The sequence below is a fragment of the Flavobacterium sp. genome, from assembly GCF_044369455.1.
In the GTDB taxonomy this organism is placed as follows: domain Bacteria; phylum Bacteroidota; class Bacteroidia; order Flavobacteriales; family Flavobacteriaceae; genus Flavobacterium.
This window is the reverse complement of the sequence record NZ_JBIPLW010000001.1, coordinates 192,241-218,880: the sequence shown is the minus strand read 5'-3', so window position 1 is coordinate 218,880 and position 26,640 is coordinate 192,241. Positions and strand designations below refer to the sequence as shown.

Annotated in this window: 25 protein-coding genes; 6 read left to right on the top strand and 19 right to left on the bottom strand. The window is 33.1% G+C overall.

The window, feature by feature from the left end:
* Positions 1–3: 3 nt before the first annotated feature.
* From ACIQ2L_RS00985 to ACIQ2L_RS00965, 5 genes are all read right to left on the bottom strand, one after another.
* Positions 4–720 carry a pirin family protein gene (locus ACIQ2L_RS00985; RefSeq protein ID WP_396155551.1) on the bottom strand — a complete coding sequence of 239 codons (717 nt, stop codon included), beginning with the start codon at positions 718–720 and terminating at the stop codon, positions 4–6.
* Positions 721–782: 62 nt separating this feature from the next.
* Positions 783–1,124 carry a DUF6370 family protein gene (locus ACIQ2L_RS00980; protein WP_396155549.1) on the bottom strand — a complete coding sequence of 114 codons (342 nt, stop codon included), beginning with the start codon at positions 1,122–1,124 and terminating at the stop codon, positions 783–785.
* A gap of 4 nt (positions 1,125–1,128) precedes the next feature.
* Positions 1,129–2,331, bottom strand: a complete 1,203-nt coding sequence (purT, locus tag ACIQ2L_RS00975) for a formate-dependent phosphoribosylglycinamide formyltransferase (protein WP_396155547.1) — start codon at positions 2,329–2,331, stop codon at positions 1,129–1,131.
* 81 nt (positions 2,332–2,412) lie between these two features.
* Positions 2,413–3,600: a pyridoxal phosphate-dependent aminotransferase gene (locus ACIQ2L_RS00970; protein ID WP_396155545.1), complete on the bottom strand. Its 1,188-nt coding sequence runs from the start codon at positions 3,598–3,600 to the stop codon at positions 2,413–2,415.
* Between the two features lie 124 nt (positions 3,601–3,724).
* Positions 3,725–4,822 (bottom strand): fatty acid desaturase family protein, encoded by a 1,098-nt coding sequence (locus ACIQ2L_RS00965; RefSeq protein ID WP_396155543.1) that lies wholly within the window; start codon positions 4,820–4,822, stop codon positions 3,725–3,727.
* A 107-nt stretch (positions 4,823–4,929) separates the two neighbouring features.
* On the opposite strand from ACIQ2L_RS00965, the gene rsmG reads away from it, so the two are divergent.
* Entirely contained in the window at positions 4,930–5,559 is a 630-nt protein-coding gene (gene rsmG / locus ACIQ2L_RS00960) for a 16S rRNA (guanine(527)-N(7))-methyltransferase RsmG (RefSeq protein WP_396155541.1), read from the top strand.
* A gap of 44 nt (positions 5,560–5,603) precedes the next feature.
* On the opposite strand, the gene ACIQ2L_RS00955 is transcribed toward rsmG, so the two are convergent.
* The 4 genes from ACIQ2L_RS00955 to ACIQ2L_RS00940 form a co-directional block, all read right to left on the bottom strand.
* Positions 5,604–7,901, bottom strand: coding sequence for a T9SS type A sorting domain-containing protein (locus ACIQ2L_RS00955; protein WP_396155539.1), 2,298 nt, complete (start codon positions 7,899–7,901; stop codon positions 5,604–5,606).
* Between the two features lie 112 nt (positions 7,902–8,013).
* Positions 8,014–9,642 carry an L-glutamate gamma-semialdehyde dehydrogenase gene (pruA, locus tag ACIQ2L_RS00950; RefSeq protein ID WP_396155537.1) on the bottom strand — a complete coding sequence of 543 codons (1,629 nt, stop codon included), beginning with the start codon at positions 9,640–9,642 and terminating at the stop codon, positions 8,014–8,016.
* Positions 9,643–9,787: 145 nt separating this feature from the next.
* Positions 9,788–10,174, bottom strand: coding sequence for a Co2+/Mg2+ efflux protein ApaG (gene apaG, locus ACIQ2L_RS00945; RefSeq protein ID WP_396155536.1), 387 nt, complete (start codon positions 10,172–10,174; stop codon positions 9,788–9,790).
* 69 nt (positions 10,175–10,243) lie between these two features.
* On the bottom strand, positions 10,244–11,497 hold the full coding sequence (locus tag ACIQ2L_RS00940; RefSeq protein WP_396155534.1) for a DUF5103 domain-containing protein: 1,254 nt from the start codon (positions 11,495–11,497) through the stop codon (positions 10,244–10,246).
* Between the two features lie 182 nt (positions 11,498–11,679).
* On the opposite strand from ACIQ2L_RS00940, the gene ACIQ2L_RS00935 reads away from it, so the two are divergent.
* Complete coding sequence (locus tag ACIQ2L_RS00935; RefSeq protein ID WP_396155532.1) at positions 11,680–14,484, top strand: M16 family metallopeptidase; 2,805 nt, start codon at positions 11,680–11,682, stop codon at positions 14,482–14,484.
* Positions 14,485–14,535: 51 nt separating this feature from the next.
* On the opposite strand, the gene ACIQ2L_RS00930 is transcribed toward ACIQ2L_RS00935, so the two are convergent.
* Genes ACIQ2L_RS00930 through ACIQ2L_RS00885 form a run of 10 tightly spaced genes read right to left on the bottom strand, consistent with a single transcriptional unit; the run spans position 14,536 to position 23,888 of the window.
* Complete coding sequence (locus ACIQ2L_RS00930) at positions 14,536–15,453, bottom strand: class I SAM-dependent methyltransferase (protein WP_396155530.1); 918 nt, start codon at positions 15,451–15,453, stop codon at positions 14,536–14,538.
* Between the two features lie 17 nt (positions 15,454–15,470).
* Positions 15,471–15,845 carry a GxxExxY protein gene (locus tag ACIQ2L_RS00925; RefSeq protein WP_396155528.1) on the bottom strand — a complete coding sequence of 125 codons (375 nt, stop codon included), beginning with the start codon at positions 15,843–15,845 and terminating at the stop codon, positions 15,471–15,473.
* Entirely contained in the window at positions 15,846–16,676 is an 831-nt protein-coding gene (gene map / locus ACIQ2L_RS00920) for a type I methionyl aminopeptidase (RefSeq protein ID WP_396155526.1), read from the bottom strand. It lies immediately after the preceding gene.
* A gap of 43 nt (positions 16,677–16,719) precedes the next feature.
* Complete coding sequence (locus ACIQ2L_RS00915) at positions 16,720–18,108, bottom strand: TolC family protein (protein ID WP_396155524.1); 1,389 nt, start codon at positions 18,106–18,108, stop codon at positions 16,720–16,722.
* The gene (locus ACIQ2L_RS00910) at positions 18,108–19,454 is read right to left on the bottom strand and encodes an HlyD family secretion protein (RefSeq protein WP_396155522.1); all 1,347 of its coding nucleotides are present in this window, start codon (positions 19,452–19,454) and stop codon (positions 18,108–18,110) included. Before ACIQ2L_RS00910 ends, ACIQ2L_RS00915 begins: the two co-directional genes overlap by 1 nt.
* Before the next feature lie 2 nt (positions 19,455–19,456).
* Complete coding sequence (locus tag ACIQ2L_RS00905; RefSeq protein ID WP_396155521.1) at positions 19,457–21,124, bottom strand: peptidase domain-containing ABC transporter; 1,668 nt, start codon at positions 21,122–21,124, stop codon at positions 19,457–19,459.
* Positions 21,125–21,126: 2 nt separating this feature from the next.
* Positions 21,127–21,801 (bottom strand): TetR/AcrR family transcriptional regulator, encoded by a 675-nt coding sequence (locus ACIQ2L_RS00900; RefSeq protein WP_396155519.1) that lies wholly within the window; start codon positions 21,799–21,801, stop codon positions 21,127–21,129.
* An 8-nt stretch (positions 21,802–21,809) separates the two neighbouring features.
* Positions 21,810–22,520 carry a DUF2490 domain-containing protein gene (locus ACIQ2L_RS00895; RefSeq protein ID WP_396155517.1) on the bottom strand — a complete coding sequence of 237 codons (711 nt, stop codon included), beginning with the start codon at positions 22,518–22,520 and terminating at the stop codon, positions 21,810–21,812.
* 2 nt (positions 22,521–22,522) lie between these two features.
* A complete protein-coding gene (locus ACIQ2L_RS00890) occupies positions 22,523–23,227 on the bottom strand; it encodes a TerC family protein (RefSeq protein ID WP_396155515.1) in 705 nt (234 codons plus the stop codon).
* A gap of 10 nt (positions 23,228–23,237) precedes the next feature.
* Positions 23,238–23,888: a leucine-rich repeat domain-containing protein gene (locus ACIQ2L_RS00885; RefSeq protein WP_396155513.1), complete on the bottom strand. Its 651-nt coding sequence runs from the start codon at positions 23,886–23,888 to the stop codon at positions 23,238–23,240.
* A gap of 156 nt (positions 23,889–24,044) precedes the next feature.
* Here ACIQ2L_RS00885 and ACIQ2L_RS00880 point away from each other — a divergent pair, with 156 nt between their 5' ends.
* The 4 genes from ACIQ2L_RS00880 (at position 24,045) to ACIQ2L_RS00865 (ending at position 26,591) form a co-directional block, all read left to right on the top strand.
* Positions 24,045–25,313, top strand: a complete 1,269-nt coding sequence (locus ACIQ2L_RS00880) for an acetyl-CoA hydrolase/transferase family protein (RefSeq protein WP_396155512.1) — start codon at positions 24,045–24,047, stop codon at positions 25,311–25,313.
* Between the two features lie 98 nt (positions 25,314–25,411).
* On the top strand, positions 25,412–25,705 hold the full coding sequence (locus ACIQ2L_RS00875) for a nucleotidyltransferase family protein (RefSeq protein ID WP_396155510.1): 294 nt from the start codon (positions 25,412–25,414) through the stop codon (positions 25,703–25,705).
* Positions 25,706–26,031: 326 nt separating this feature from the next.
* Positions 26,032–26,277 carry an AbrB/MazE/SpoVT family DNA-binding domain-containing protein gene (locus ACIQ2L_RS00870; protein ID WP_396155508.1) on the top strand — a complete coding sequence of 82 codons (246 nt, stop codon included), beginning with the start codon at positions 26,032–26,034 and terminating at the stop codon, positions 26,275–26,277.
* On the top strand, positions 26,268–26,591 hold the full coding sequence (locus ACIQ2L_RS00865; RefSeq protein ID WP_396155506.1) for a type II toxin-antitoxin system PemK/MazF family toxin: 324 nt from the start codon (positions 26,268–26,270) through the stop codon (positions 26,589–26,591). Before ACIQ2L_RS00870 ends, ACIQ2L_RS00865 begins: the two co-directional genes overlap by 10 nt.
* The last annotated feature ends 49 nt before the right edge of the window (positions 26,592–26,640 follow it).

Here is a 26,640-nt window from a genome sequence, read left to right as displayed (position 1 = left end):
ATTTTATTGTTCCATCGGAACTTCCATCAGCAAAACTTCCGTATCCGAAGTAGCTTCAAAAGAAACTTTGTCAAAATCGGTTATGCCTAAACCATCGCGTTGTTCTAATTCTTGACCATCAACTTTTACGCTTCCTTTGATTACAAAAACATACAAACCGTTGCCTACTTTTTTTCGATTGTAATCGATAGTCGTTCCTTTGTCTAAATTACCCATGTGAAACCACGCGTCTTGATAAATCCAAACGCCAGCATCATCAGCATCGGGTGAAAGAATTTGTTGTAATTTGTTATGTCTATCCGAAGTGTCTAACGTAATTTGTTGGTAACGTGGCGCCACATTTCTAACTTTTGGAAACAACCAAATTTGAAATAATTTTGTATGGTGATCGGCATTCGGATTAAACTCGCTATGCTGAATTCCAGTTCCAGCACTCATCACTTGTATATCGCCAGTTTTAATGGTTTCGGCATTTCCCATACTGTCTTTGTGTGCCAAATCGCCTTCAAGTGGGATGGTAATGATTTCCATATTATCATGCGGATGGGTACCAAACCCCATTCCAGATGCAACAGTGTCATCGTTTAGAACGCGCAAAACACCAAACTGAACGCGTTCTGGATTGTACCAACTTGCGAAACTAAAACTATGATACGCATTTAGCCATCCGTGGTTGGCATGACCGCGCGTGTTGGCTTTGTGTAGAATTATATTTTTCATGGTGAATTTAATTAATTTGGATTAAAAAAATGTCCCGATTTAGTCGGGACGATTGTACTTTTTTAATGTTTATGACCTTTATGGTCATCATGGCCTTCTACTGGAAGAAGTTTAAAACTTGAAGCTATAAATTTGTTGTCTTTAACCTCACCAACCACTTCTGCTTTTCTAATTGTGGAACAAAATCCGTCTGCGGCATGAGCATCACCATGAGAATCCAGTTTGGTGCCTTCAACAAAATAAGATTTCCCGTCAATTCGAACAGCTAAATCACATCCTTTTTTGTCTTTCATACCAAATTGGCATTGACCACAAGATGCTTCTACAATTTGTGTTTTTGGTTTATCCTGAGCATTTGTAGCAATGCAAACAAAAAGGAATACGGTTAAAAAAATATTTTTCATAGTATTAAGGTTTTACGGTTACTAAACTAGCAGCTCTTTTAGCTTTTTTTACCACTTCTTCTATAGGAGTTTCAAGAGTGTCATAAGTTAGTGCAACACCCATTCTTCTATATGGTCTTGAAGTTGGTTTTCCAAAGATACGAAAATCTGTTTTTGGTAAAGCGGCAATTTCTGAAATTCCTGAATAGGTTGGATTAGTTGAGTTTTCGGAAGCTAAAATTACTGCACTAGCTCCAGCTTTTTCTAATGTGATTTCTGCTATAGGTAAACTCAAAATGGCACGCAAATGCAATTCAAACTCGTTGAAGTTTTGTGTTCCTGCCAGAGTAACCATACCCGTATCATGAGGTCTTGGAGAAAGTTCAGAGAAATAAACGCCTTCATCAGTCAAAAAAAACTCCACGCCAAAAAGTCCTGCACCGCCTAGAGCTTGAGTTACTTTTCGAGCCATTTCTTGAGCTTCTTGTATGTCTTTTTGGGAAACATTGGCTGGTTGCCAACTTTCCTGATAATCGCCACGCTCTTGCCTGTGGCCAATAGGAGCACAAAATAAAGTTGGATTATTGTTTTGAGTTACCGTCAATAACGTAATTTCTGAATTAAAATTTACGAAAGCTTCTACAATAACTTCCACAATATCGCCACGAGAACCTTCTTCGGCATAGTGCCATGCTTTTTCAATACTTGCACTGAGCGCAGTCGAGCTTGCACTGAGCGCAGTCGAAGTGTCGCCTTTTATAGTCGATTGTCCTTTTCCAGAAGAACTCATAAGTGGTTTAACTACACACGGAATGCCAACTTCAGTTACGGCTTTTTTCAGTTCTTCCAAAGATGTAGCATACCGATAATTGGCTGTTTTTAATCCTAATTCTTTCGATGCCAAGTCGCGAATTGCTTTTCGGTTCATTGTAAAATTGGCTGCTTTTGCCGATGGAACAACGGTTATTCCCTGCTTTTCGTAATCATAAAAACGTTCGGTACGAATGGCTTCTATTTCGGGAATAATAAAATCAGGTTGGTATTTGGCTACAATGCGGTCTAATTCCGAACCGTCTAACATATTAATCACTTCAAATTCGTGAGCGACTTGCATTGCAGGAGCGTTTTCATAACTATCTACAGCAATAATATATTGGCCAATTCGTTGTGCAGCAATTACGAATTCTTTTCCTAATTCTCCAGAACCGAGTAATAGTATTTTTGACATGATTTTATATTTTAAACACAAATTTCACAGATTTACACAAATAAAATCAGTGCAAATTTGTGAAATCAGTGTTGTTTTATTTTAAGCTAAAGCTTCCTTAATTCTTTTGAATGCTTCGGTTAGTAATTCTTCACTGGTGGCATACGAAATTCGGATACAATTTGGATTTCCAAAAGCGTCACCTGTTACTGTGGCAACATTGGCTTCTGATAATAAATACATCGATAAATCATCGGCGTTATTGATTAGTTTTCCTCCTAGAGTTTTTCCAAAGAAAGAGGAAACATCAGGAAAAACATAAAAAGCTCCTTCGGGAACATTAATTTTTAAACCCGGAATAGATTTGGTTAAACCAACCACTAAATCTCTACGGTTTTTGAAAGCAGTAACCATTTCGTTCAATACTTTCGGATCTGCATCAACGGCTGTGATAGTTGCTCTTTGTGCAATAGAATTTGCTCCAGATGTCACTTGTCCTTGCATCTTAGTACACGCTTTAGCAATAAATTCGGGTGCGCCAATATAGCCAATTCTCCAACCGGTCATGGCAAAAGCTTTGGCAACACCATTCACGGTAATAGTTCTTTCAAATAAACCGGGAATAGAACCGATGCTGCAAAATGTTCCTGAAAAATTGATATGTTCGTAGATTTCGTCTGAAACGATATAAATATGTGGATGCTTTTCTAAAACTTTACCAATTGCAGTTAACTCTTCCCGATTATAAACCGAACCACTCGGATTACAGGGCGAACTGAACCACATCATTTTGGTTTTAGGAGTGATGGCTTTTTCTAATTGTTCAGCGGTCATTTTAAAATCGGTTTCAACTGAAGTTGGTACTTCAATAGGAATTCCACCCGATAATTTAATAATTTCAAAATAGGAAACCCAATACGGTGCCGGAAGAATAACTTCATCTCCATCATTCAACATTACTTGAGCAATATTATACAACGATTGTTTGGCACCAGTTGAAACTACGATATTGGCTGGCTTGTATTCTAAGTTATTATCGCGTTTGAATTTTCGGCAAATGGCTTCTTTTAACTCTAAATAACCATCTACAGGAGAATAGGTGCTGTAGTTTTCATCGATGGCTTTTTTTGCCGCTTCTTTTATAAAATCAGGGGTATTAAAATCGGGTTCACCCAAACTCAAACTGATAATGTCTTTTCCTTGGGCTTTTAATTCTCTAGCTAAGGCAGCCATTGCCAGCGTTTGTGACGTTGATAAATTATTTATTCTATCCGATAATAGGTTGTTCATGTTGTGTTGTAATTAAATATTTTATCTTTTAAAATAAAAACCATTAAAGTATTAAGAAAATTAAGATTTTTGGTGCTTAATATTGCTTAATATCTTAATGGTTAAAAAATCTTCATTTAAAATTTTAGGCTAATTGAGGTTGTCTTCCCAATTCTTTTAAATGTTTGAAATGAGCAATAACAGCACTTCGCATTGTTCGGTATTCGTGATAAGGTAAATTACATTCTTTAGCAGTTTCTTTGACAATTTTCGCTATTTTTCCGTAATGTATGTGGCTAATGTTTGGATAAAGATGGTGTTCAATTTGATGATTTAATCCGCCAGTATACCAATTTACGAGCCAATTTTTGGGAGCAAAATTTACGGTGGTAAACAATTGATGAATAGCCCATGTATTTTCCATTTCACCTTCTTCATTAGGTTTCGGATTTGAAGCATCTTCAATAACATGTGCCAATTGAAAAACGATGCTCAAAATTAATCCTGCTGTGTAATGCATAACAAAAAAACCAATTAAAACTTTCCACCACAATACTCCTAAAATCATAGGAAGTACAATCCAAATCGAAAAATAAATAACTTTTGTAATTACCAAAGTCGTCCAAAGTATTTTAGGAGATTTAACGTCGCCATAAGATAATTTTCTTTTCAAATAAGCTTTCATCTGTTTAAAATCAGTTGTTAATGACCAATTGAAGGTCAATAATCCGTACAAAAAAACAGAATAATAATGTTGAAATTTGTGAAAACTATACCATTTTGCATCTTTTGTAAAACGGATAATTCTTCCCGCATCTAAATCTTCATCATGCCCATGTATGTTGGTGTAGGTATGGTGCAATACATTGTGTTGTACTTGCCAATTGTATACATTACCAGCCAAAATATATATAGTTCCTCCCATAAATTTATTAATCCAATTTTTATTAGAATAGGAACCGTGATTTCCATCGTGCATTACGTTCATTCCTATTCCTGCCATACCAATTCCAATGACGATAGAGAGTAAAATGAAAACCCAAAAAGGCATAGAAGTTAATGTAATTATTAAAAAGTAAGGAGTTAGGAAAACAGTAAACAAAATAATCGTTTTCAGGTGTAATTTCCAATTTCCAGTTTTTTGAATATTGTTTTCTTTAAAATAGTTATTAACTCTAGAATTTAGGGTTCTAAAAAATTTTAAACTATCGTTTTTAGAAAATACAGGTGTTGTGGTATCCATTTAAACTATTTTAATTTTTGTCCAAATATAATTATTATAATATTTAAAGATTATAAACAAATCATAATTATTAACCAAAAGCAGTATTTTTGTTCAAAATTCATTTTATGGAAGAAATTATCAAACAATTTCCTAATCTTACTGAAAATCAAATACAACAGTTTCAAAAACTCGAAGCGTTATATCAGGATTGGAATGCCAAAATTAATGTGATTTCCCGTAAAGACATTGATGCATTATATATCAAACACGTTTTGCATTCGTTGGCTATAGCCAAAATACAACCATTTGAACCCGGAACCTATATTCTTGATGTGGGAACTGGTGGTGGTTTTCCTGGAATTCCCTTAGCGATACTTTTTCCTGAAACCCGTTTTTATTTGATAGATGTTATTCTGAAAAAAATAAATGTAGTAAAAGCAGTTGCCGAAGCATTAGCATTAAAAAATGTAAAGGCCGAACAAATGCGTGCCGAAAACGTAAAAGGCGATTACGATTTCATTATAAGTCGCGCCGTAACCAATATGCCTGATTTTGTTTCATGGATTAAATACAAAATCAAAAAACAAAACAAACATCAATTACAAAACGGAATACTTTATTTAAAAGGTGGTGATTTAACAGAGGAATTAAAAGACTTTCCCAAAGCAAACGAATATAACATCTCTGAATTCTTTAAAGATGAATTTTTTGAAACCAAAAAAGTGGTGCATTTGCCGCTTAAATGTAAAGCATAAAAAAAGTCCTCTCATTTTTTCAGAATGAGAGGACTTTTTTAGTATTAATTCTTCACAATTTTCTTTGTCACATTTCCACTTTCATTTCCAATTGTAATGAGATAAACTCCTTTTGTCAAAGAAACAGGAATTTCAAATGTTCCATTGATATTGTTGTTTTTTGACTGATAAATGGTTTTGCCTAACATATCTGAAATTGAAACCGATGCATTGTCAATAGCATAGGAAGTATTTATTTCAATAGTATTTGAAACAGGATTTTTTATCCAAAGTGTTTCAAAAACAGGATTCACTGTAGTTAAAGTGCCATTTAAAATTTCATTCAAAGCAAAAGCTACATTATTTGCATTCAAAGTAACGTGATTTTCATTTACTGTTGGGATTAAAGATGCGGCAAAAGGTGTTGTTGTAGATGAAGTTATTGGCGAATATAAGTTGTTTGTATTTCCTACAGCCATAGCGCTCCAAGTTGGGATGAAAGTAAAATAGTCTGCATTGAGATTATCAAAAAATTGTGTTAAGATAGGGTCAGTTCCAAGTCCCTTTGAAAAACCAGTTATATCAAATCGTCCTCCTGGTGCAGTATCTAAGCCGGCTGTAAATGTTGGAGCTTTTGAATTGGCCAAACTTTCAAAACCAGTAATCCAAAAAAGCACAACATATTGTTGGCCTCTAAAACGACTTACTTGATTTGTTTGATTTGCAGCTGGTGTAAATCTTAAATTAATTATTGCTCGTTGTGTTGGCGTTATATTTAATGTATAATTCATTACTTCAAAATCTGGGCTGTAATTGTTTGCCCCATTTCCAGCTCCGTTTGAGATAGAAACATTTCTTGTATTAAGCGGAAAACCCATTGAGTTTAGCTCATTTTGGAATTCTGTTCTATAATTTGGAGCACCAGTGGGTAAAAGAGAATTTGAAGCGGTGTTAAATTCAAACAAACTACCCGTTTGTAAATGACCTTCCATATGATCAATTAGCATTTGTCTTGCAGCAGGACTTTTTATTAATCCGTTTACAACTGGTTGTACAGTTACATTTCCAAGTGGACCATAAGCTAAGTAATTGAATAAATGTTGAAATCCTATTGGAACATTAGCGCCTTGATGCGGTGAATCAAATGAAATAAAAAGTCGTGTATCATGATTAATATTATTCATTTCCATATAACGTAATGCATACCTCGAAATTAAACCACCCATACTAGGGCCAATAACCACGTTTTTTTGATTTCCTACTTTTTGAGCGTTTATTTGATTGATTAATGATACCAGCACAAAAGCGTTTCTTTGAATAAAATCTACACCACCATCGACTACTGTTGTGGTATTAGGTCTTGTGTATGTTGGAAAATTTAAAAGAACAATGTCAAATCCTTGTGTTCTTAAAAAATCAGCTAGATTTTGATTAGTTCCATAATTAAGTCCAGCATAAATAGCAGCAATATTTCTGCTATCACCAGGATCAAAACCATCAACTAGAAAGATAGGCTTGTCTAAAATGCCGTCAACAGTATCAGGAAAAATTTCATATTCTCCTTGCCCAAAAAAAGCTGTAGTTTCACCAAAACCTTGATAGGGAGTTGTTGCTGTGATTGTAGTTACTGCACTAGGTTGTAGGTTTTGCGAATTATCTTTATTGGCTGTTCCGTTATTTTGATCTTCAATAGTAATAATGAAAGACTCATAAACAACGTCACCAGTAGATAATATAATTTTACAATTTACAGTTTGTTTTCCATTTTCAGAAAAATTGATTTGGAAAGGAACATTAGTCGAAATTGTTTTCCAATTTTCATCTTTTTTTGCTTGAATAGCAATACTTGTAATATTTCTATTGGTGGTATTAAAAATCAAATTATCTTTTAAAACAAAAGTCACCTGACTGGATTTTGATTTTAGCGCAATAGGAGAAATTAAATTTAGACTATGTTTTTCAAAAACATTTTGAGCATTTCGTCTTAATTGAAATTGACGGTTTTCATTTAAAAATAAATCACCATTTTCAGAAGTAGTTTTACTGATTTTTTCAAAATCTGAAATTAAAATACTCAACGGAATTTGATTCTGAGCAAAACCAATATTGGCTTGTTCTCGAATAAAATCGAGTTTTGGCAATCGATTTAAAAAATCGGCACGTTGCATTTCATGATAAACCTGCATGAAATAATTTGCCGTTATTTCTGTTTTTCTTTGTTCTGTTGCATTTGAAATCCCAAAAACTCTGTCATAAAGAATCTTAGTTTCTGTTTTGTCTTTCAATAAATCATACGATTTGTCCTGTGCAAAGCTTAAAAGTGAAAAGAGAGAAAAAAGCAGTAGTGTAATTTTTAATTTCATAATCAGAATTATAATTTATTTTTAAGTTATCAAATATACAAAGAATCTATTTTCAATGGAATAAAAATTTTATGTAAAAGCTTGAAATTTAATACGATGGTTGAAAAAAAACCTATTCCCCCAAAAACGGATAACGATAATCTTCTGGAGTCACAAAAGTTTCTTTGATAGTTCTTGGTGAAACCCAACGCAATAAGTTTTGCATGGAACCCGCTTTATCGTTGGTTCCTGATGCTCTTGCACCACCAAAGGGTTGCATGCCTACGACGGCACCGGTTGGTTTATCATTAATATAAAAATTTCCAGCACTGTTTTGTAAAGCCAATGTTGCTTCTTCAATAGCGTAACGGTCTTGGCTGAATACTGCTCCAGTTAATGCATATTCTGAAGTGGTGTCAACTAATTCTAGTGTTTGTTTCCATTTGGCATCTTCATACACATAAATTGTCATTATTGGTCCAAAAAGTTCGGTTTCCATAGTAGCATACTTTGGATTGGTGGTTACAATAACTGTTGGTTCGATAAAATATCCTTTGGATTTATCATAATTTCCACCCACAATGATTTCGGCATCACTGTCTTTTTTGGTTTGGTCGATATACTTTGCCAATTTATCAAAAGATCCTTCATGAATTACAGCGGTAATAAAGTTTCCAAAATCTTCTGGCGAACCCATTTTCATTGATTTTACATCAGTAATCAATTGTTCTTTCACTGCGGGCCACAAACTCTGAGGAATGTAACCTCTTGATGCAGCCGAACATTTTTGTCCTTGAAATTCAAAGGCACCGCGAGTGATTCCGGTAACGACTTGTTTTACATTGGCACTGGGATGGGCTAAAACAAAATCTTTTCCACCTGTTTCGCCTACAATTCTTGGGTAGGTTTTGTAGGTATGAATGTTATTTCCAATTTTTTTCCAAATTTCTTTGAATACAAATGTTGAACCAGTGTAATGAACTCCAGCAAAATCTGGAGAAGCCAAAACGGTATCGGTAATCATTACTGGGTCACCAAAAACAACATTAATAACGCCATCAGGAACACCCGCTTCTTTGAAAACATCGATAATAATTTTGGCTGAGAACACTTGGCTATCACTTGGTTTCCATATAACCGTATTTCCCATTAAAGCAGCGCTTGCAGGAAGATTAGCAGCGATAGCTGTAAAGTTAAACGGGGTTATCGCATACACAAAACCTTCCAATGGTCGATATTCTACTCTATTCCAAACATCGGAAATTGATTTGGGTTGGTCGTTATAAATTTGGGTCATGAATTCTACGTTGTAACGTAAGAAGTCAATCAATTCGCATGAAGCATCGATCTCGGCTTGAAATATGGTTTTAGACTGGGCAATCATGGTTGCTGCATTGATTTTGGCACGGTAAGGTCCAGCGATTAATTCAGCTGCTTTCAAAAAGATAGCGGCTCTTTGTTCCCAAGCCATGTTTGCCCATTGTTTCCTAGCTTCAAGTGCTGCGCTAATAGCTTGTTCGATATGTGATTTTTCCGCAAGATGGTATGTTCCCACAACATGTTGATGATCATGTGGTGCCGTCATTTTTCTGGTATTTCCAGTACGGATTTCTTGGTTGCCAATATAGTTTGGAACATCAATAGTTTCGTTCCACATTTTTTTGTATGCTGCTAAGACTGCTGCTTTTTCTGGAGAGTTTGGGGTGTATGATTTTACGGGTTCATTAACCGCTTTTGGGACATGAAAAAATCCTTTTGGCATAATATATAAAGATTATTAAATTTGATAAATGAATGATCTTGTGGATTCTTTATTAAGAATTTCTAAATTTCACACAAAAGTACAAAGGAATTTTTGAATTTTTAATAAGAAGTAATTAAAGATTGCGTTGCTATTTGCAATGAAATTAATTCAATGCGAAAGGTGCGCTTAATTTAAATGTAGGCACAATCACCTTGAATATTTTGGTCGTAGTAAAATTTATCATATTGAAGTAACCACTCATGGCTCCAAAAGGAGACGATAATAGACAACCAGAATTATACGTATGTGTTTCTCCTGGCTTTAATACCGGTTTTTTCCCAATCACACCTTCACCGTCAACTATTTCAATATCATTTAAAGCATCTAATATTTCCCAATGACGGGTGTTTAATTGAACAGAATCTTTACTGTGATTTTCGATGGTAATTTCATAACTAAAGGCAAAATGAATCTTGTAGTTTTTAAAGTAAGTACCTTCAAAACTAGTTAAAACTGAAATTTTTATACCTCTTGTTATTTGAGTAACCATAATTAATGTTGTGAATCGGTGTCAAATTTACAAAAAATAGTGTTCAAGAAAATTATTTAGTGTTAATTTTTAGTTAGTTATATCTACTGAACTAGCAATTCCTTTTCCAATGATTCTATCAAAACGTTGATTGTTTTCTTTGTAATAAACTAAAACAATATAATTGTCTTCCGTTTGAAAAAAGTTTCCATCAATTGCATTTTCTTCATCAATTTTCCCGTTGCTATCAGCAATTACATATTGAAAATTGACAAAACCTTGTTTAATCAGTAGTGCTTTTTCATAGATGCCTTTTTCTGCATTGTATTCCATTTTATTTTCTTCTCCTATAGCAAAGTTGTTGAACATGCCATTTACATAAATGGATTTTTTAGCATAAAATGAAGGTGCTGAAAGCGAGAAGAATATCCAAGCATAATCGGCTTCAATCTCGCTGTTCTCTCGTCCAATATTTTTTACCACATAATTTCCGTTAATATCGGGATAAAAGGTATATGGTGAATTTGCCCGTGATTGTGACGGGTAAAGGTAGGCATTATAGAGTCCGCCTTTAGTATCTATTCGCGCTATTGTGTTGTTTGCAGCTAGTATATTTTTGTTTTCAAAAAATAAAAATTCATTTCCAGCCCAGAATTGAGTTTCTTTATCGTAACGGTAAATTAAGTCATTACCAATCGTAAATTGAGGTTTTATATTGGTAATTGCGGTATCAAATTTTCCGTTTTGTAATAACATTACTTTTACATTTTGCAATGGACTTTGGAAAGTTATAACTGCCGATTTTATTGAAAATTCGACATTGTGCTTTTTTTCAACAACAGTAACGTTTCTAGCTCTTCTTATTTGCATTGGAACCGAAACTAATTCTTCATAAAGGATAAACTTTTTAGTAAAAACAATGTTTTTATCATCGTCTAAAATTTTAATCATATAATTTCCACTAACTCTAAATTGGGTAAGTCTGTTGGGAAAGCTTATCCGATAATGAGAATACAATTGTAGTGTAGTTAATGAATTAGTATAATCTTGAATTCGTTGGTCGTCAAATCCATTTAAATATTCTTGTTTTGCTAATTGAGACGGCTTCCAATCGTAATCACAATGTGTTAACGTATAAAAATAATTCGCTTCTGTTCCATACAAATCATCAAAAACGAATTGAAAAGAATCACCCAATCTAAAAATTGGAATGGCATTTTGGCCATTTTGAAGAAAACTAACAGTTTTGAATTGGTAGGGTGGAATAATTTCTTTTTCAACTTGAGAGAAAATAAATCCTGAAATAAAAAGTAAAACAAAAGCAACAAAGTTTTTCTTAAACATAGTTATAATTTTTTTGAACTGTAAATGTAATAATTTATTGGAACACTAATTCTACCTTAATACAGAACATAAACGTTAAAGATTTCCAAATAATATATTGGAATTAAAAGATTCAATTAATTTCACAATAAATGTAATAAAAATCCGTTATTCATTCTACAAACTAAAATAATAAAATTAATATGAATTCAATTTTAAAAACACTCTTCTTATTTTTTTTAGTTCCAATTGCAGTTTTTGCACAAGAACTAAAACCTACAGATTTAATTCCTTTTGATCCCAACGTAAAAAAAGGAACCCTAAAAAATGGACTAACTTACTACATCAGAAGAAACACGAAACCCGAAAACAAAGTTGATTTGCGTTTGGTAATCAATGCAGGTTCCATTCTCGAAACCGACGAACAACAAGGATTGGCTCATTTCATGGAACACATGTGTTTCAATGGGACAAAGCGTTTTCCAAAAAATCAATTGGTGGATTATTTACAAAGTATCGGAGTAAAATTTGGGCAGCATTTAAATGCCTACACAAGTTTTGATGAAACGGTTTATTTTCTTCCAATCCCATCGGATAATCCAGAGAAACTAGAAAAAGGATTTCAAATTTTAGAGGATTGGGCCTTTAATGCCAATTTAACTCCAGAAGAAATTGACAAAGAAAGAGGAGTTGTGCTTGAGGAATATCGTCTCGGACTTGGTGCCGATAAAAGAATGGAAGACATGTATATTCCGAAAATGATGTACAATTCCCAATATGCCAATCGTTTACCAATAGGAAAAAAAGAAATTTTAGAAAACTTCAAATATGATAAATTGATAAGTTTTTATAAAGATTGGTACCGACCCAATTTGATGAGTGTAATTGTTGTGGGTGATATTGATGTGGCAGCTATGGAGAAAAAAATTAATGACCATTTTGAAAGCTATCAAAACCCAAAAAATGAAAAACCCAGAAAAACTTTTGATGTGCCAAATCACAAAGAAACTTTTGTATGTATAGAAAGTGATAAAGAAGCAGCTCAAACACAGGTTCAATTACTTTATAAGGACTATGGTACTCGAAAAATTAAAAAAACTATAGCCGATTTAAGAGATGTTGCAATCGAAGCATTATTTACAACGATGTTGAACAATCGATTGAACGAATTAACAAATTCACCCACACCTCCTTTTACTTATGGTTTTACTTATCACGGTGAAACATTTGCAAGGAATAAAGAAGCATTCCAGTCTTTTGCCATGATAGATGAGAAAAAACAAATAGAAGCTTTAAAGGTTTTGGTTTCTGAAAATCAAAGAGTTAAAAAATATGGCTTTAATACAAGTGAATTTGAAAGAGCTAAAAGTGATCTCATGTCAAGAGCAGAAAATCAATATAAAGATAAGGACAAAACAGAGTCTGAAAATTTTGTTTGGGAATGTCAATCAAATTTCTTGAACCAACAACCTATGTCAGGAATAGCTTGGGATTATGAATTTGGTAAAAAACTCATGCCAACGATTACTTTAGCCGAAGTAAACAGTTATATTAAAGACTACATAAAAGAAGATAATAGAGTAGTAGTTATTACTTCACCCGAAAAAGAGGGATTGAAAAAAGTAACCGAGCAAGAAGTATTGGCAGCTATTGCTGTAAATGCTAACGATTTGAAACCCTATGAAGACAAAGCAGTTGCCGCCAGTTTGTTGCGCAATCCAGTAAATGCGGGTACCCTAGTAAAAAAAGAAACTAATGATAAAATTGGAACGACCACTTTAACTTTATCAAATGGAGCCAAAGTAACCTACAAGAAAACCGATTTCAAAAATGATGAAATTCTTTTGGAAGCATTAAGTTTTGGTGGATCAAATTTATATACCAACGATGAAATGAAAAAGGTTCAATTTGCTAACGGTGGATTAACCGAAGCAGGTTTTTCGGGATTAGACCAAAATGATATTGACAAATTTATGGCAGGGAAAATAGCCACTGTATCGCCATATATTAGCAACACAACAGAAGGTTTTAGAGGAAGTACTACTCCAAAAGATTTAGAATATGCCTTTCAGATGTTATATGCTTATTTTACAGATTTAAACTTTGATGCCTCTGCTTTTGAAGGTTACAAACAAAAACAATCGAACTTTTTTGAAAATATGATGTCTCAACCGAGTTTCTATTTTCAACAAGAATTTTACACTTATTTGAATAAAGAAAATCCAAGATGGAACGGCATAGTTCCTACCGCTGAAAAGTGGGCTGAAGTAGATTATCAAATGGCTTATAACAAATACAAAGAACGTTTTGCCAATGCTGGAGATTTTGAATTTTTCTTCGTAGGAAATGTTGACGATGCCACAATGCAGGATTTTTCTAAAAAATATATCGCATCTCTTCCTTCAAATAATGTTAAGGAAAGTGCTAAAGATTTAGGTTATCGATTGTTGAAAGGAGATATCAAAAAAGTAGTCAAAAAAGGGAAAGATCCAAAAAGCAATGTGACTATTATGTTTTATGGCGATGCCACTTACTCTCCAAAAGAAGCTATAGCTATGACAGCACTTGGCGAAGTATTAACCATTAAATTGATTGAAGAATTAAGAGAAAACGAAAGTGGTGTTTATGGTGTAAGTGCTCGTGGCAGTATGAATAAAGTGCCTTACGGTTCCTATAATTTCAATATAGGATTTCCTTGCGGACCTGAAAATGCCGAAAAATTAATTGCATCTGCTTTGGCTGAATTGGATAAAATAATCAAAAACGGGCCAGAGGAAAAAGATGTTAATAAATACAAAGAAGCCGAAGCTTTGGAGTATAAAAAGAAAATGAAAGAAAACCGGTATTGGATGACTAATTTCACTAAATCTTTTACGAATGGTTCAAGCCCTGACGATATTTTAGTTGCTTCTGAGAATGTGAAGGCAGTAAGCGCAAAAGAAATTCAGGATGTGGCTGTGAAATATTTATCAAAAGATAAAACCATCGGTATTTTAATGCCTGAGTAGGTTTTTGTGATTATATAAAAGCCAACATGCTGTAAAAGTGTGTTGGCTTTTTTATTTAAAACAAACAGGAATAATTTCTCCTTTGGCTAAGCAGTATTTCTCCACTAATTCAGGTGAAATTTTGTTGGTATAATCTTCCTCGACTACTTTAAAACCAATACTTCTTAGCTTGTCAAAATAATCTCTTCCATAAACGCGAACGTGGTCGTATTGTCCAAATATTTTGGCACGTTCTTTTTGGTCAACAATCGTATCGTCTGAAAAAGTGGTGGCTCTAGATAAATCCTGCGGAATTTGAAAAATCCCCATTCCGCCTGGCTTTAAAACACGATACAATTCCTGCATGGCTTTGGTGTCATCTGGTATGTGTTCTAAAACATGGTTGCAAAAAATAATATCATAGGCATTATCGTCAAAAGGTAAATTACAAATATCTGCTTTTACATCAGCCAAGGGCGAAAGTAAATCGGTTGTGGTATAGTCAATGTTGGTTTGCTTTTTGAAACGTTTGTAAAACTCTTGTTCGGGCGCAAAGTGGAGAACTTTTAATGCTGAATTCGTCTCAGCATTTCTTAACTTTATTCTTTTATTTTTTGAGATAGGAGAATCTGAAACAAGTTCATTAGAATCTGAAACAAGTTCATTAAATTCTGAAACAAGTTCATTAGATTCTGAAACAAGTTCATTAGATTCTGAAACAAGTTCAGAATAAAAAAAATCGGTTTCATTTTGCAAATACAACCACAATAAACGATGTCTTTCTAACGAAAGTGTACTTGGCGATAGCACATTGTTTCTTTGGGTTCCATAACCATAGGGCAAAAACATCCGAAAACTTTTACCGTCAATTGGGTCAGTATATCGACTTCCTTTTAAAAAAAATGTCAATATTGGTCGAACCACGATACTTAATCGAATGAGTATTGGTCGAGGAATGGTATTTAGGATAAATTTAAACACAGATTTCACAGATTTCACAGATTAAATTAGAGAATAACTCGTTTATATTTTAAACTGTCCTCACCAAAATTGATTAATAATCCTAATTTATTTTTTGAAGCAGCTAAATAATTTAATGTTTGTTTTATTTCACTACTTGATAAACTTTCAATAGCTTTTAATTCTAAAATGATTTCATCAAAAACAGTAAAGTCTGAAAAATAATATCTAGGAAGTATAATTTCTTTATACTCAATATTATATTTTTTTTCTCTTTCGTATTTTATATTATTCATCTTAAACTCATATTCCAAGGCATCTCCATATACATTTTCACTATGTCCTTTGCCTAAAATTTTATGGACTTCCATACACAGGCCAATTATTTTATATGTTTCCTCTTTTAAATAAAAATCTTCCATTTACAATCTGTGCAAATTTGTGAAATTTGTGTTTCTAAACTCCTCTTCCTCATTACTGACAATTCCCAAAGCTTTATAAACATAATCAAAAGTGGAGAGCAACTCTGGTTTTCCATCAATTAGCGCCACATTATGTTCAAAATGAGCACTTGGTTTTCCGTCGGCAGTGAGGATTGTCCAGCCGTCTTTGAGTTGTTTTATGTTTTTGGTTCCCATATTAATCATGGGTTCAATGGCAACAACCATGCCTTCTACAAATAGTTTTCCTCTTCCTCGTTTGCCATAATTGGGCATTTCGGGATCTTCGTGCATTTTTGTTCCTAGTCCGTGACCAACAAGTTCGCGAACCACTCCATAACCATTTGACTCACAATATTTTTGAATTGCATTACCTACATCTTCCACACGATTTCCAATTTTGAATTCACGAATTCCAACGTAAAGACTTTCTTTGGTCACTTGAAGTAGTCTTTTAACCTCGGGCGCAACTTCTCCAATTTCAAAAGAGTAAGCATGGTCGCCATAAAATCCGTTTTTCAAAACACCGCAATCTACCGAGATTACATCGCCTTCTTGCAGCGGATTATTATTAGGAATACCATGAACGACTTGAGCATTCGGACTCATACAAAGTGAGTTTGGAAAACCGTATAATCCTAAAAACCCTGGCTCAGCACCATGATCTCTAATAAAAGTTTCGGCTAATTTATCTAAATATAATGTGGTTACGCCAGGTTTTATTTCTGAAGCAATCATGCCTAATGTTTTGGAAACAATTAAAGCACTTTCGCGCATCAATTCAATTTGTTCTCTTGTTTTTTGTATTATCATTTGCTTTAATATCAGTCGGCAAAAATAACTATTTTACAACTATCTATTCAGGATTTGCCATGATTTTAAATAGCTCGGCATTTGAATTAAAGTACCGATTTTCAATAGTTAGTTGGGAAATTTGTACGTTGACTAAATTATTTTCTCGTGTATTGATTAAAAATAAAGAGCTTTCACCAAAAGTAAACAAGCGCTCTTCGGAGTTTAACATCGTTTGGTTGTCTTTAACAAGATCGTCAATAAGTTTTTTTTGTTTTTCGAGAGATGCAATTTCAGTTTGTTGCGCGATTATTTTATTGGTTAATTGAACCCTTTCGAGGTCAAGATTGAATTGTGCATCTTGCATTTTGAATTTTGTAATTTTCAAACTTCCTCTTTCTTTTCTCAAGAATAATGGAAAATAAAAATTAAGTCCCACTTTATAATCTTGAAATTTATATTCATCAAAGGCACTTGGTTCAGATAGATAAGAATAACCAAGATCAATTTTAGGCAAGAGCATATTGGCTTTTAATTTTCTTTCGACATCGAGCATTTGAATTTTATTTTCCAATGCATTTATTCTTGGATGATTTGTGATGGATTGATTGGCAATCATTAATTCATTGGTGCGCAAAGTTTCTTTCACGGTAAGTAATAAATTTTCCTCAGGAATAATACTATCCTGTAATTCCATAGGAATATTGTTTTCTAGCCACAAATAGTTGGAAAGTTCTAGCTTTGCTTTCGCTAATTTTAATTGACTGTCTTCTAAACTTAATTTTCTATTTCTCACGATGATTCCTGCTTCAACACTATCTATAGCAGGTTTATCACCTTCTTTAATTAAATTTTCTATTCCTTTATATCGTATATTGGCATTAACTAGGTAGGTTTCATACATTTTTACTTCATTGAAATTTCTTTTCCAATTAAAGTAAGCGATAGATGCATCATAGAGCACCGCGATTGCCATTAAATTTCGCTCAGCTTGACTAAGACTTACTTGTATCTTGGCTTTTCGTAAATCGGCCATTCTTTGATTAATAAATAATCCTTGACCAATGGGAACATTAATTCCCAAAGAAGTCAAACCTTGATTGGGCATTGTATTTTCGGGATTTAAAAAAACTCCTTCACTGTTATCAAACCCAGCTTTTATTTCAATTCCATACCAAGTTGGGATTTTAAAGCTACTGTTTAAAATAGAATAGTATTCGCTGTCTTTGAATTTTTTTTGTTCAAAATCAACTTCAATTTTAGGGTCAAAGCCACCACGAGCCATCATCATATTTGCTTGTGCTTGACTAATTTCAAGATTGGCACTTTTGACCAACGGATGGTATTTTTTTACGTATCCTAAATACTCATTGAAAGTGAGTTCTTTTTGAATTACATTTTGTCCAAAAAGACTAAAGCTGATAAAGAAAAGTATGTAAAAAAGTTGTTTCATTATTTTTTATCTTTTGTTCCCGTTTCTTTAGGTTGATAATAATTTGGTGGGAATCCGTTGAGAGTTCGCCATAATTCAAACCATACCGGAACATTGTCTAATAAAGCTAATGTTTGTGCGCCTGAGCCAATACTCACTTGTTTTGGCCATGCTTCCTCTTCTGAGTCTGGTGCAATAAGAACTCTAAACTTTCCGTTTGAACTAATAAAGTTTTCTACTGCAACAATTTTACCGCCAAAAGTACCGTAACTCATTCCTGGCCAGCCAGAAAAAACTACAGTAGGCCAACCATCAAACCAAACCCTTACTTTTTCCCCTTTGTGCACTAACGGTAAATCGGTTGGTGATACATAAGTCTCAACTGCAATATCATATTTTGAAGGCATTATACTTACTATTTGTGTCCCTTCTTTTATAGTTTCGCCTAGTCCAGATTGCAATGCTCTGTTTACATAACCGCTTTGGGGTGCTTTTATATAATACATTCCATTTCGGATTTGATAATTCACAACTTGGTTTTTCAACTTATTTACCTGCGCTTCGGTGTCAAATTTATTGCTCAAAGCGGTGAATTGATCACTTCTTGCTTTTTGCTCTTTTTCATTATACTCAGCACTAATTCTGTTGATTTCAACTTTGGCATTAATTAGTTCGTTTTTACTGGTTAATAATTTGTTTTCTTGGGTAATTATTTTAGCATCAGCGTCTTGTAATTTCAATCTTTTTTCTTCTACATCAGTCATAGGTTTTAAACCTTCTTTGTTCAATGCAATGGCTCGATTATACTGCGTGTTTGCAATTTTTACTTGTGTTTTCACCGCTACTAAATCGATACTATCACTGGTTACTTTTAAAACGCCTTGACGAATTTTGTTTTGAGCTTGCTGTAGTTTTAAATTGCGTTCTCTTTTTATTGCTTCTATCTGAGATTCGAGTGTGGTAACTTTATCGGCATAAGAAATTTGAGACATTTCTTTAGCTTTCATTTGGTTTTCGGTGTTCTTAACCAAATCAGGATCAAGATAATCTTCTTTCGTTTCTGAAATAAATAAAATAGTATCACCTTTGTTTACATAATCACCTTCTTTTACATACCATTTTTCAATTCGTCCTGCAATTGCGGTATGAATAGTTTGTGGTCTTTGATCTGGTTTTAAAGTTGTTACTGCTCCAGAACCAGAAATATTTTGTGTCCAGGGTAGAAATAATATAATTAAGCATAAAATAGACACACCAATAATTATTTTATTTAAAATTTTGTAATGAGGTCTTTCACTTAAATATTTTACAGTGCTATACTTTTCAATATTTTCTGTTATAGGATTTTTATTAGAAATATTAAGCATAATTAAATCGTTTTAGTATCGTTAATTATTGTTCCTTCTGTCATAGTAATTGTTCGTGTACATTTTTCTTTCCAATAGGAATTTTTTGACGATACAATCAATGTCCATTTGTTTTCCTTAGCTGTTAGGAAATCTATTACTTCTTTTGCTATTTCTGTGTCCATTTTGTCCAATGCTTCTTCGAAGAAAAGTATTTTTGGATTATTAATAATACTTCTTGCTAATAGTATTTTTTGTGCATTTGATGAAGATAATTGTTTTCCTTCTGGAAGTATTTTTGTGTCTAATCCATTGGGCAAAGATTTAATAAAAGAACCCAGTTTTACACTATCGATCGCCCATTTTATTTGGTCTTGTGTAATTGATGGATTTTTAAAGGTAATGTTTTCTAGTATGGTACCTTCAAAAGGAGTTTCTCCAGTAAGAATTGTTCCAATTTGTGAACGATATTGTTCCAAATCAATTTTTCGGTAGGTGTCGTCATTGATAAATAGCGATCCGGAGACAGGGTCTAATAATCCGCAAAGTATCCTAATCAAGGTAGTTTTACCAGAACCGTTGTTTCCATCAAGTAGTATTTTTTCTTCGTTTTGTATTTTTAAATTGATGTCATTCAATATATAATCGGGTGAATCAGAAAATTTATATTTAATGTTTTCTGCTTCAAGAGTTATGTTATTGTAACAAATTTCATTTGTGGTATCTTGAGAAACTTCTATTTGAAGATCGGTGATTTGCCCAATCTTTTCAACAGCTGTTAATACATCATAAAATGTTTCCAATCCAACAACTATTTTTTCCACCGAATTTATTACTAATAAAATTATAATTTCTGCCGCCACGAATTGTCCAATATTCATTTGTTGATTTAAGACCAAAAAACCACCAATTAGTAGCAAACCCGCCGTAATAATTACTTTAAACACGATAAGTTGTGTGTATTGTCTTTTGATAATGGAAAAATGCCTTTCACGATATTTTAGGTATTCACTCACTAATTTGTCGTTCTTTTTTAATGCAAATTCATAATTGTTTTTTTTGCGGAAACTAAAATTATTTCTTGCAATTTCTTGAAGCCATCCAACAACTTTATATTTGTATTTTGATTCTTTCATGCTTGTATCAAGCCCCGATGCAAATGAAAATTTAAAAATGATATACAATAATGAAATTAATACAAGTCCGAAGAATATAAAAACAGGATGGTATAAGGAAAGAAGAATAATTCCAAATATGATTTGTAAAAGAGCTGTGGAAAAATCGATTAACAACTTTGAAGCTCCTTTTTGAATGGTTATGGTATCAAAAAAGCGATTGGCTAATTCTGGAGGATATTGATTGTAGTATTCCTCAAATTTTATTTTAGGTAATCGGTAGCTAAACTCAAAAGAGGAACGAACAAATATTTTTTGTTGTAAATTTTCGGTTATTCTTAGTTGCATGATGGATAAAATACCTACTAAGGCTACACCAATAATAACAATCACCACAAGCACGATCCAGGAAACACTTACCCTGCCTGATTGAATTAAATTGATAATTGCTTGAATGCCTAAGGGTAAAGATAAACTCACTAACCCAGCAAAAATGGCATAAAAAAACACTTGTAAAATATCTTTCCTATCTAACTTTAATAAATTTGTTAAACGGTTTAACGGCGTTAATTTCATGATTACGAATTTAAAGTTTTGGTAACTAAATTTATATAAAATTCAGTTGGTGAAACATTTTGATTGCAGTTCGTTATTGTTTTCAAATGATTTTTTAGAAAATGCTGATGCAAAGCACCTTCAACAATAGACGAAGCCAAACTTTTTGAAAAAGTATAATCAGAGTTTACAGCTTCAATCATTTGTACTAATCTATTGATGACTCTTTTGTATATTAGAAAAAATCCTTCTTTATTTTCTTCATCAACTTCTTTAGTAAGCAATGTTTTAGTAAATTCTGCAATAATGATTTTGTTAAGTAAAGACTCATTTATATGTTCAGTAGAAGAGTCGTCTTCTATTTTTTCTGTAACTATCGCGATAGCTTTTCTTAGTTTCTCTATTGGGTTTTCGATATTATTTGTTGAAAAAACCAATCGATATTCTATCCAACCCCAATACCAAGAGGAAAGGTATACAAGTAGTTTGTGTTTACTTTCAAAATACCGATAAATGGAACTCTCATTGGAACCAATTCGTTCTCCTAATTTTTTGAAAGTGAAATTTTCAAATCCAATGTCATCAATTAAAATGATACTTTCTTGAATAATTTTTCTTCCAAGACTTGATGTCTCTGGGTCTTTGACATAAATTTTGTCATTGACTTGTATTTTTAATGATAATAATAAATCGTTCATATTTTTAGTTAGTCATTTGTTGATGGATGAAAATCGTGTTTCTCTTTTTTCTTTAAATCAAAATTGTATAAAAGTGTTAAGTTAAAGAAATCGCGTCCTGTTTCATCATTAATTTTATAATCAAATTGATGGATATAACCTGTTTGTATGGCTATATTTTCAGAAAACTCATATCCACCTCCAATGAAAAGTCGGTTTCTTTCAAAAAAAGGTTCGTTGTCGGTAAAGAAAATTTCATTCCAAGCCGACAGATAAAAAGTTTTAGGTTCTATTTTTTTTCCTTGTAATGGAACCACAGCTGATAATCGATACCTAAATCTATTTCGGTATCCGTATGAAGTAAATCGTTGTTCCGCTCGGTATCGATGTTCAAAAACGATATAATCGAAAGGGTTTTTTAAATTGACTTGAGCCCAAGTTCGAATTTCATTGTTTTGCATTGGCTTTTCAAAATTCCCGCCTTCGCTATAGGTATTGTAATCTCCAATTCCTGTTGTAACTGAAAAATTTGGTTTTATTTTATAGGTTGCACCCACTTTTATTTCATAATAATGAAATTGATTATAAAATGATAGACTCCGAATTTGTCCTTCCGAAAAAACACTCCATTTTGGATTTATTTTCATAGTAACATTTAGAATATTCCAGGAACCAAGGCCATTTTGTGCAAGCGACTTGCAAACAATAAAAAGAAATAAAACACAAACATTTTTTTTCATTTTTATGAAACTGTTTTATTTGGTTTTATTGTTTTCATTTGTATTACATCCACTAAAAATGCAAAAGCCATTGAGAAATAGATGTAACCTTTTGGAATTTCAAAATGAAATCCTTCGGCAATTAGCGAAACGCCAATCATCATTAAGAAACATAATGCTAATACTTTAAACGATGGGTGTTTTGAAATAAATTGACTAATAGGTTTTGAAGCGACCAGCATGATTAGAACTGTCACAATTACAGCGGTATACATGATCCATAATTCCTGAACCATGCCTACTGCGGTTATAATTGAGTCTATAGAAAATACCAAATCCAAAATGATCACTTCTCCTAATAGTTTGCCAAAACTGCCTTTTTTTGGTAATTCTGTTTCGGGAGTTTTGAGGGCTTCTGTTTTATGATAGATTTCTTTGGTACTTTTATAAATCAAGAACAAACCTCCAATAATTAGAATGAGTCCTTTTCCTGAAAAATCTACATCAGCTATCGTAAATAATGTTTTGTCTAATTTTAATATCCATGAAATTAATGCCAGTAAACACAATCGCATTACCATTGCTAATCCAATTCCCCAATAACGAAGTTTGTTTCGTTGGCTTTCGGGTAATTTATCTGCTAAAATGGAAATAAATATAATATTGTCTATTCCTAAGATAACTTCTAAGGCAATAAGTGAAAGTAAAGGAATAAGTGATTCAATCATTATGTTTAATTTAAAGTATTATTTTAAAGCCAAAATTCAGGTTTTCTAAATCTCGTAATTCTGGTTTTATTTGATTCTTTCTTAGGTCTAGATATTGAAGATGGTCGAGACCTTTTAACTCTTTGGGTATTTCTTTAAATTTATTGTTGTTTAAAAATAGCGTTTCTAAACTCGTTAACTTAAAAATATTTTTTGGTAACTCCTTTAAGTTATCGTTTTCTAAATGCAATACTTTTAGATGAGTCAATTGGCTTATTATTTCAATGTTTTCGGAAAGTTTTAAATTTTTTTCATCATTTAAATAAAGCACTTCTAAGTTTGACAATTCTTTAATAGATTTTGGTAGTATTTTAAAATCATTCCCGCTTAAGTCAAGAACTTTCAGATTTTTTAAAAGTCCAATTTCATTAGGGATTTCTTCTAGGTGATCGTTTTTTAAACTTAAAAATTCTAGGTTAACAAATCTGGACCAATCCGTATTGTTTACGTTTATCTTTTGATTACTTAAATCTAGTCGATATACTTTTTCTGGATTTTTTAGTGCTTCTTCAATTGTATTGTACTCTTTTTTAATTTGTGTTGAATCGATAGTAACTTGACTAACTACCAACTGCGTATATAAAGCGGAAATCATAATAAAAAATGATATTGTAGTTTTCATGACTATTGATTTTGATTAATTAATTGCAAATATAATAGTAATACTATCAAAAAAGAAAATTTAACTTTTATTTATATCTTTTTTGTTTTCTCAAAATGAGTTTTATCATGTTTTTCGTTAATTTAGAACCCTACCTTTGAAATAAAAATTTTAGTTATGAGCAAATATGTAACTGCAGCCGAAGCTGTAAAAGTCATCAAATCAAACGATAGAGTTTATGTGCAAGCCGCCGCGGCAACGCCTTCCATTTTAACCAAAGCTTTAGCAGAACGCGCAGCTGAATTGCGCAATGTTGAGGTTTGTCATTTGCATACCGAAGGCGAGGCACCCTATGCCAATCCGGATTTAGCCGAAAGTTTTCACGTCAATTCTTTTTTTATTGGTCCCAATGTGCGTCATACGCTTGCCGCTGGAAACGGTTCTTATACTCCAGTTTTTCTAAGTGAGTTACCCAATTTGTTTAGGAAGAATGTCTTGCCTATTAATGTGGCTTTTATTCATGTTTCACCTCCTGATAAACATGGGTATTGTTCGCTTGGAGTTTCTGTCGAAGCTACTGTAGCGGCTATTGAAAACGCGAAAATTGTCATCGCCCAAGTCAATCCACAAATGCCGAGAACTTTTGGCGACGGAATATTGCACGTTTCCGAAATTGACTATATGGTGGAAGTTGATGTGCCAATTTATGCCCATGAAGTGGTTCCTTTTACAAAAGAAGAAGAGAAAATAGGAGGATTTATTGCCTCTTTAATTGAAGATAGAAGCACGTTGCAAATGGGAATTGGTTCTATACCTGATGCCGCATTAAGTAAACTAAAAAATCACAAAGATTTAGGAATACATACTGAAATGTTTTCCGACGGTGTGATTGATTTGATCGAAAACGATGTTATCAACTGCAATTACAAAGGCACTTTACGAGGTCGAGTTTTAGCTACTTTTTTAATGGGTTCCAAACGATTGTATGATTATGTTAACGATAATCCGTTTATCGAAATGAAGGAATCATCTATGGTTAATGATACGGCACGCATTCGTAAAAACTCCAGAATGGTAGCCATCAATTCCGCTATAGAAGTGGATGTAACCGGACAAGTTTGTGCTGATTCTATTGGAGCCAAAATGTACTCTGGAGTAGGCGGACAAATGGATTTCATTCGTGGAGCTTCTTTAAGTGATGGCGGAAAAGCCATTATTGCCCTGCCATCAATAACCAAAAGAGGCGAAAGCCGAATTGTTCCTTATCTTAAACAAGGCGCAGGTGTGGTTTCCACTCGTTCTCATGTGCAATACATCATTACCGAAAATGGCATCGCCGATTTATATGGCAAAACCTTGAAACAACGCACAGCCGAAATGATTAGGATTGCACATCCTAACCATCAGGAAAGTATTGAAAAAGCGTATTATGAAATGTTGAAATAAACCAATACGGAATTTAGGGGTTAAATTTTTTGTTTTAGGTTGCATGTAATTGCGTTATTATTTTATTTAATTTTACCACTGTCTAAACAGCAATACAAATGCAACCTTCTAATAATCAAATTACAATTATAAAAGATTTTTTTTCAAAACAACCCGTTTTGAAGGCCTATCTGTTTGGTTCCTATACTAAAGGGAGTTCAACTGAAAATAGTGATATTGATTTGTTAGTGGAGTTAGATTATAGCCAACCCATAGGGTTAGAGTTTATCCAAATGCAATTAGACTTACAGCAACTACTCTCTAAAAAAGTAGATTTGGTTTCAGCCAGAGGATTGTCAAAGCACATGCAACCTATTCTTGATAAAGAAAAACAACTTATTTATGCTCGATAGATTAGGCGATAAAGTACGACTTCTACTTTTCTAAATACCTTATAATAAATCTAAACCCCTTAACCAAGGGGCTTTTTTTATAATCGTACCAATAAAGAATACCCTGTCATTACAGCGGGTTTTTCAACGCCCATCAGTTCAAGGATGGTAGGAGCAAGGTCGCCCAGAACACCAATAGCGTGGATTTGCAAAACCCGTCCCCGTCGGCTCGAATTTGTTCAACTCCAGAGAACCGATTTGCAACCCGATGCAATAAAAAAGGTAAAATTATTGTTTCGAAACAAATAATGTTATTACTTTGTAGCTACTTTAAATAAAATCAAAAAATGGAATTAACAGTAATCAACATAGGAAACTCTAAGGGAATTAGATTTTCAAAAACCATCTTGGAACAATATAACATTAGTGATAAAGTAGAATTAATTTTGGAAAAAACACAAATAGTAATAAAAGCGAAAACAGAGCCAAGAAAAAATTGGGAACAAGCTTTTATGCAAATGCATAAAAATGGAGACGATCAACTTTTGATAGATGATGTTTTTTGCGATGAATCTTTAGAAGAATGGAAATAAAACAATATGAAATTATACTTGTAAATCTTGATCCTAGCATAGGAAGTGAAATGAAAAAAATCAGACCTTGTGCAGTTATTTCTCCAAATGAAATGAATAAACATTTACAAAATGTAGTTATAGCGCCAATTACCAATACTTCAAAATTTTACCCAACTCGTTTAGAGCTTAAAAATAAGGAAGTTACAGGTTGGGTTGTATTAGATCAGATAAGAACAATTGATAAAACTAGAATTATAAAAACAATAAGTAAGTTATCGCCAAAAGAAACTATACAAGTTAAACAAATATTGAAAGAAATATTTGTTGATTAAATAAAAAACTCCCCCGCTCACAATTCCTTCCCCCTCTGCGAAGCATCCT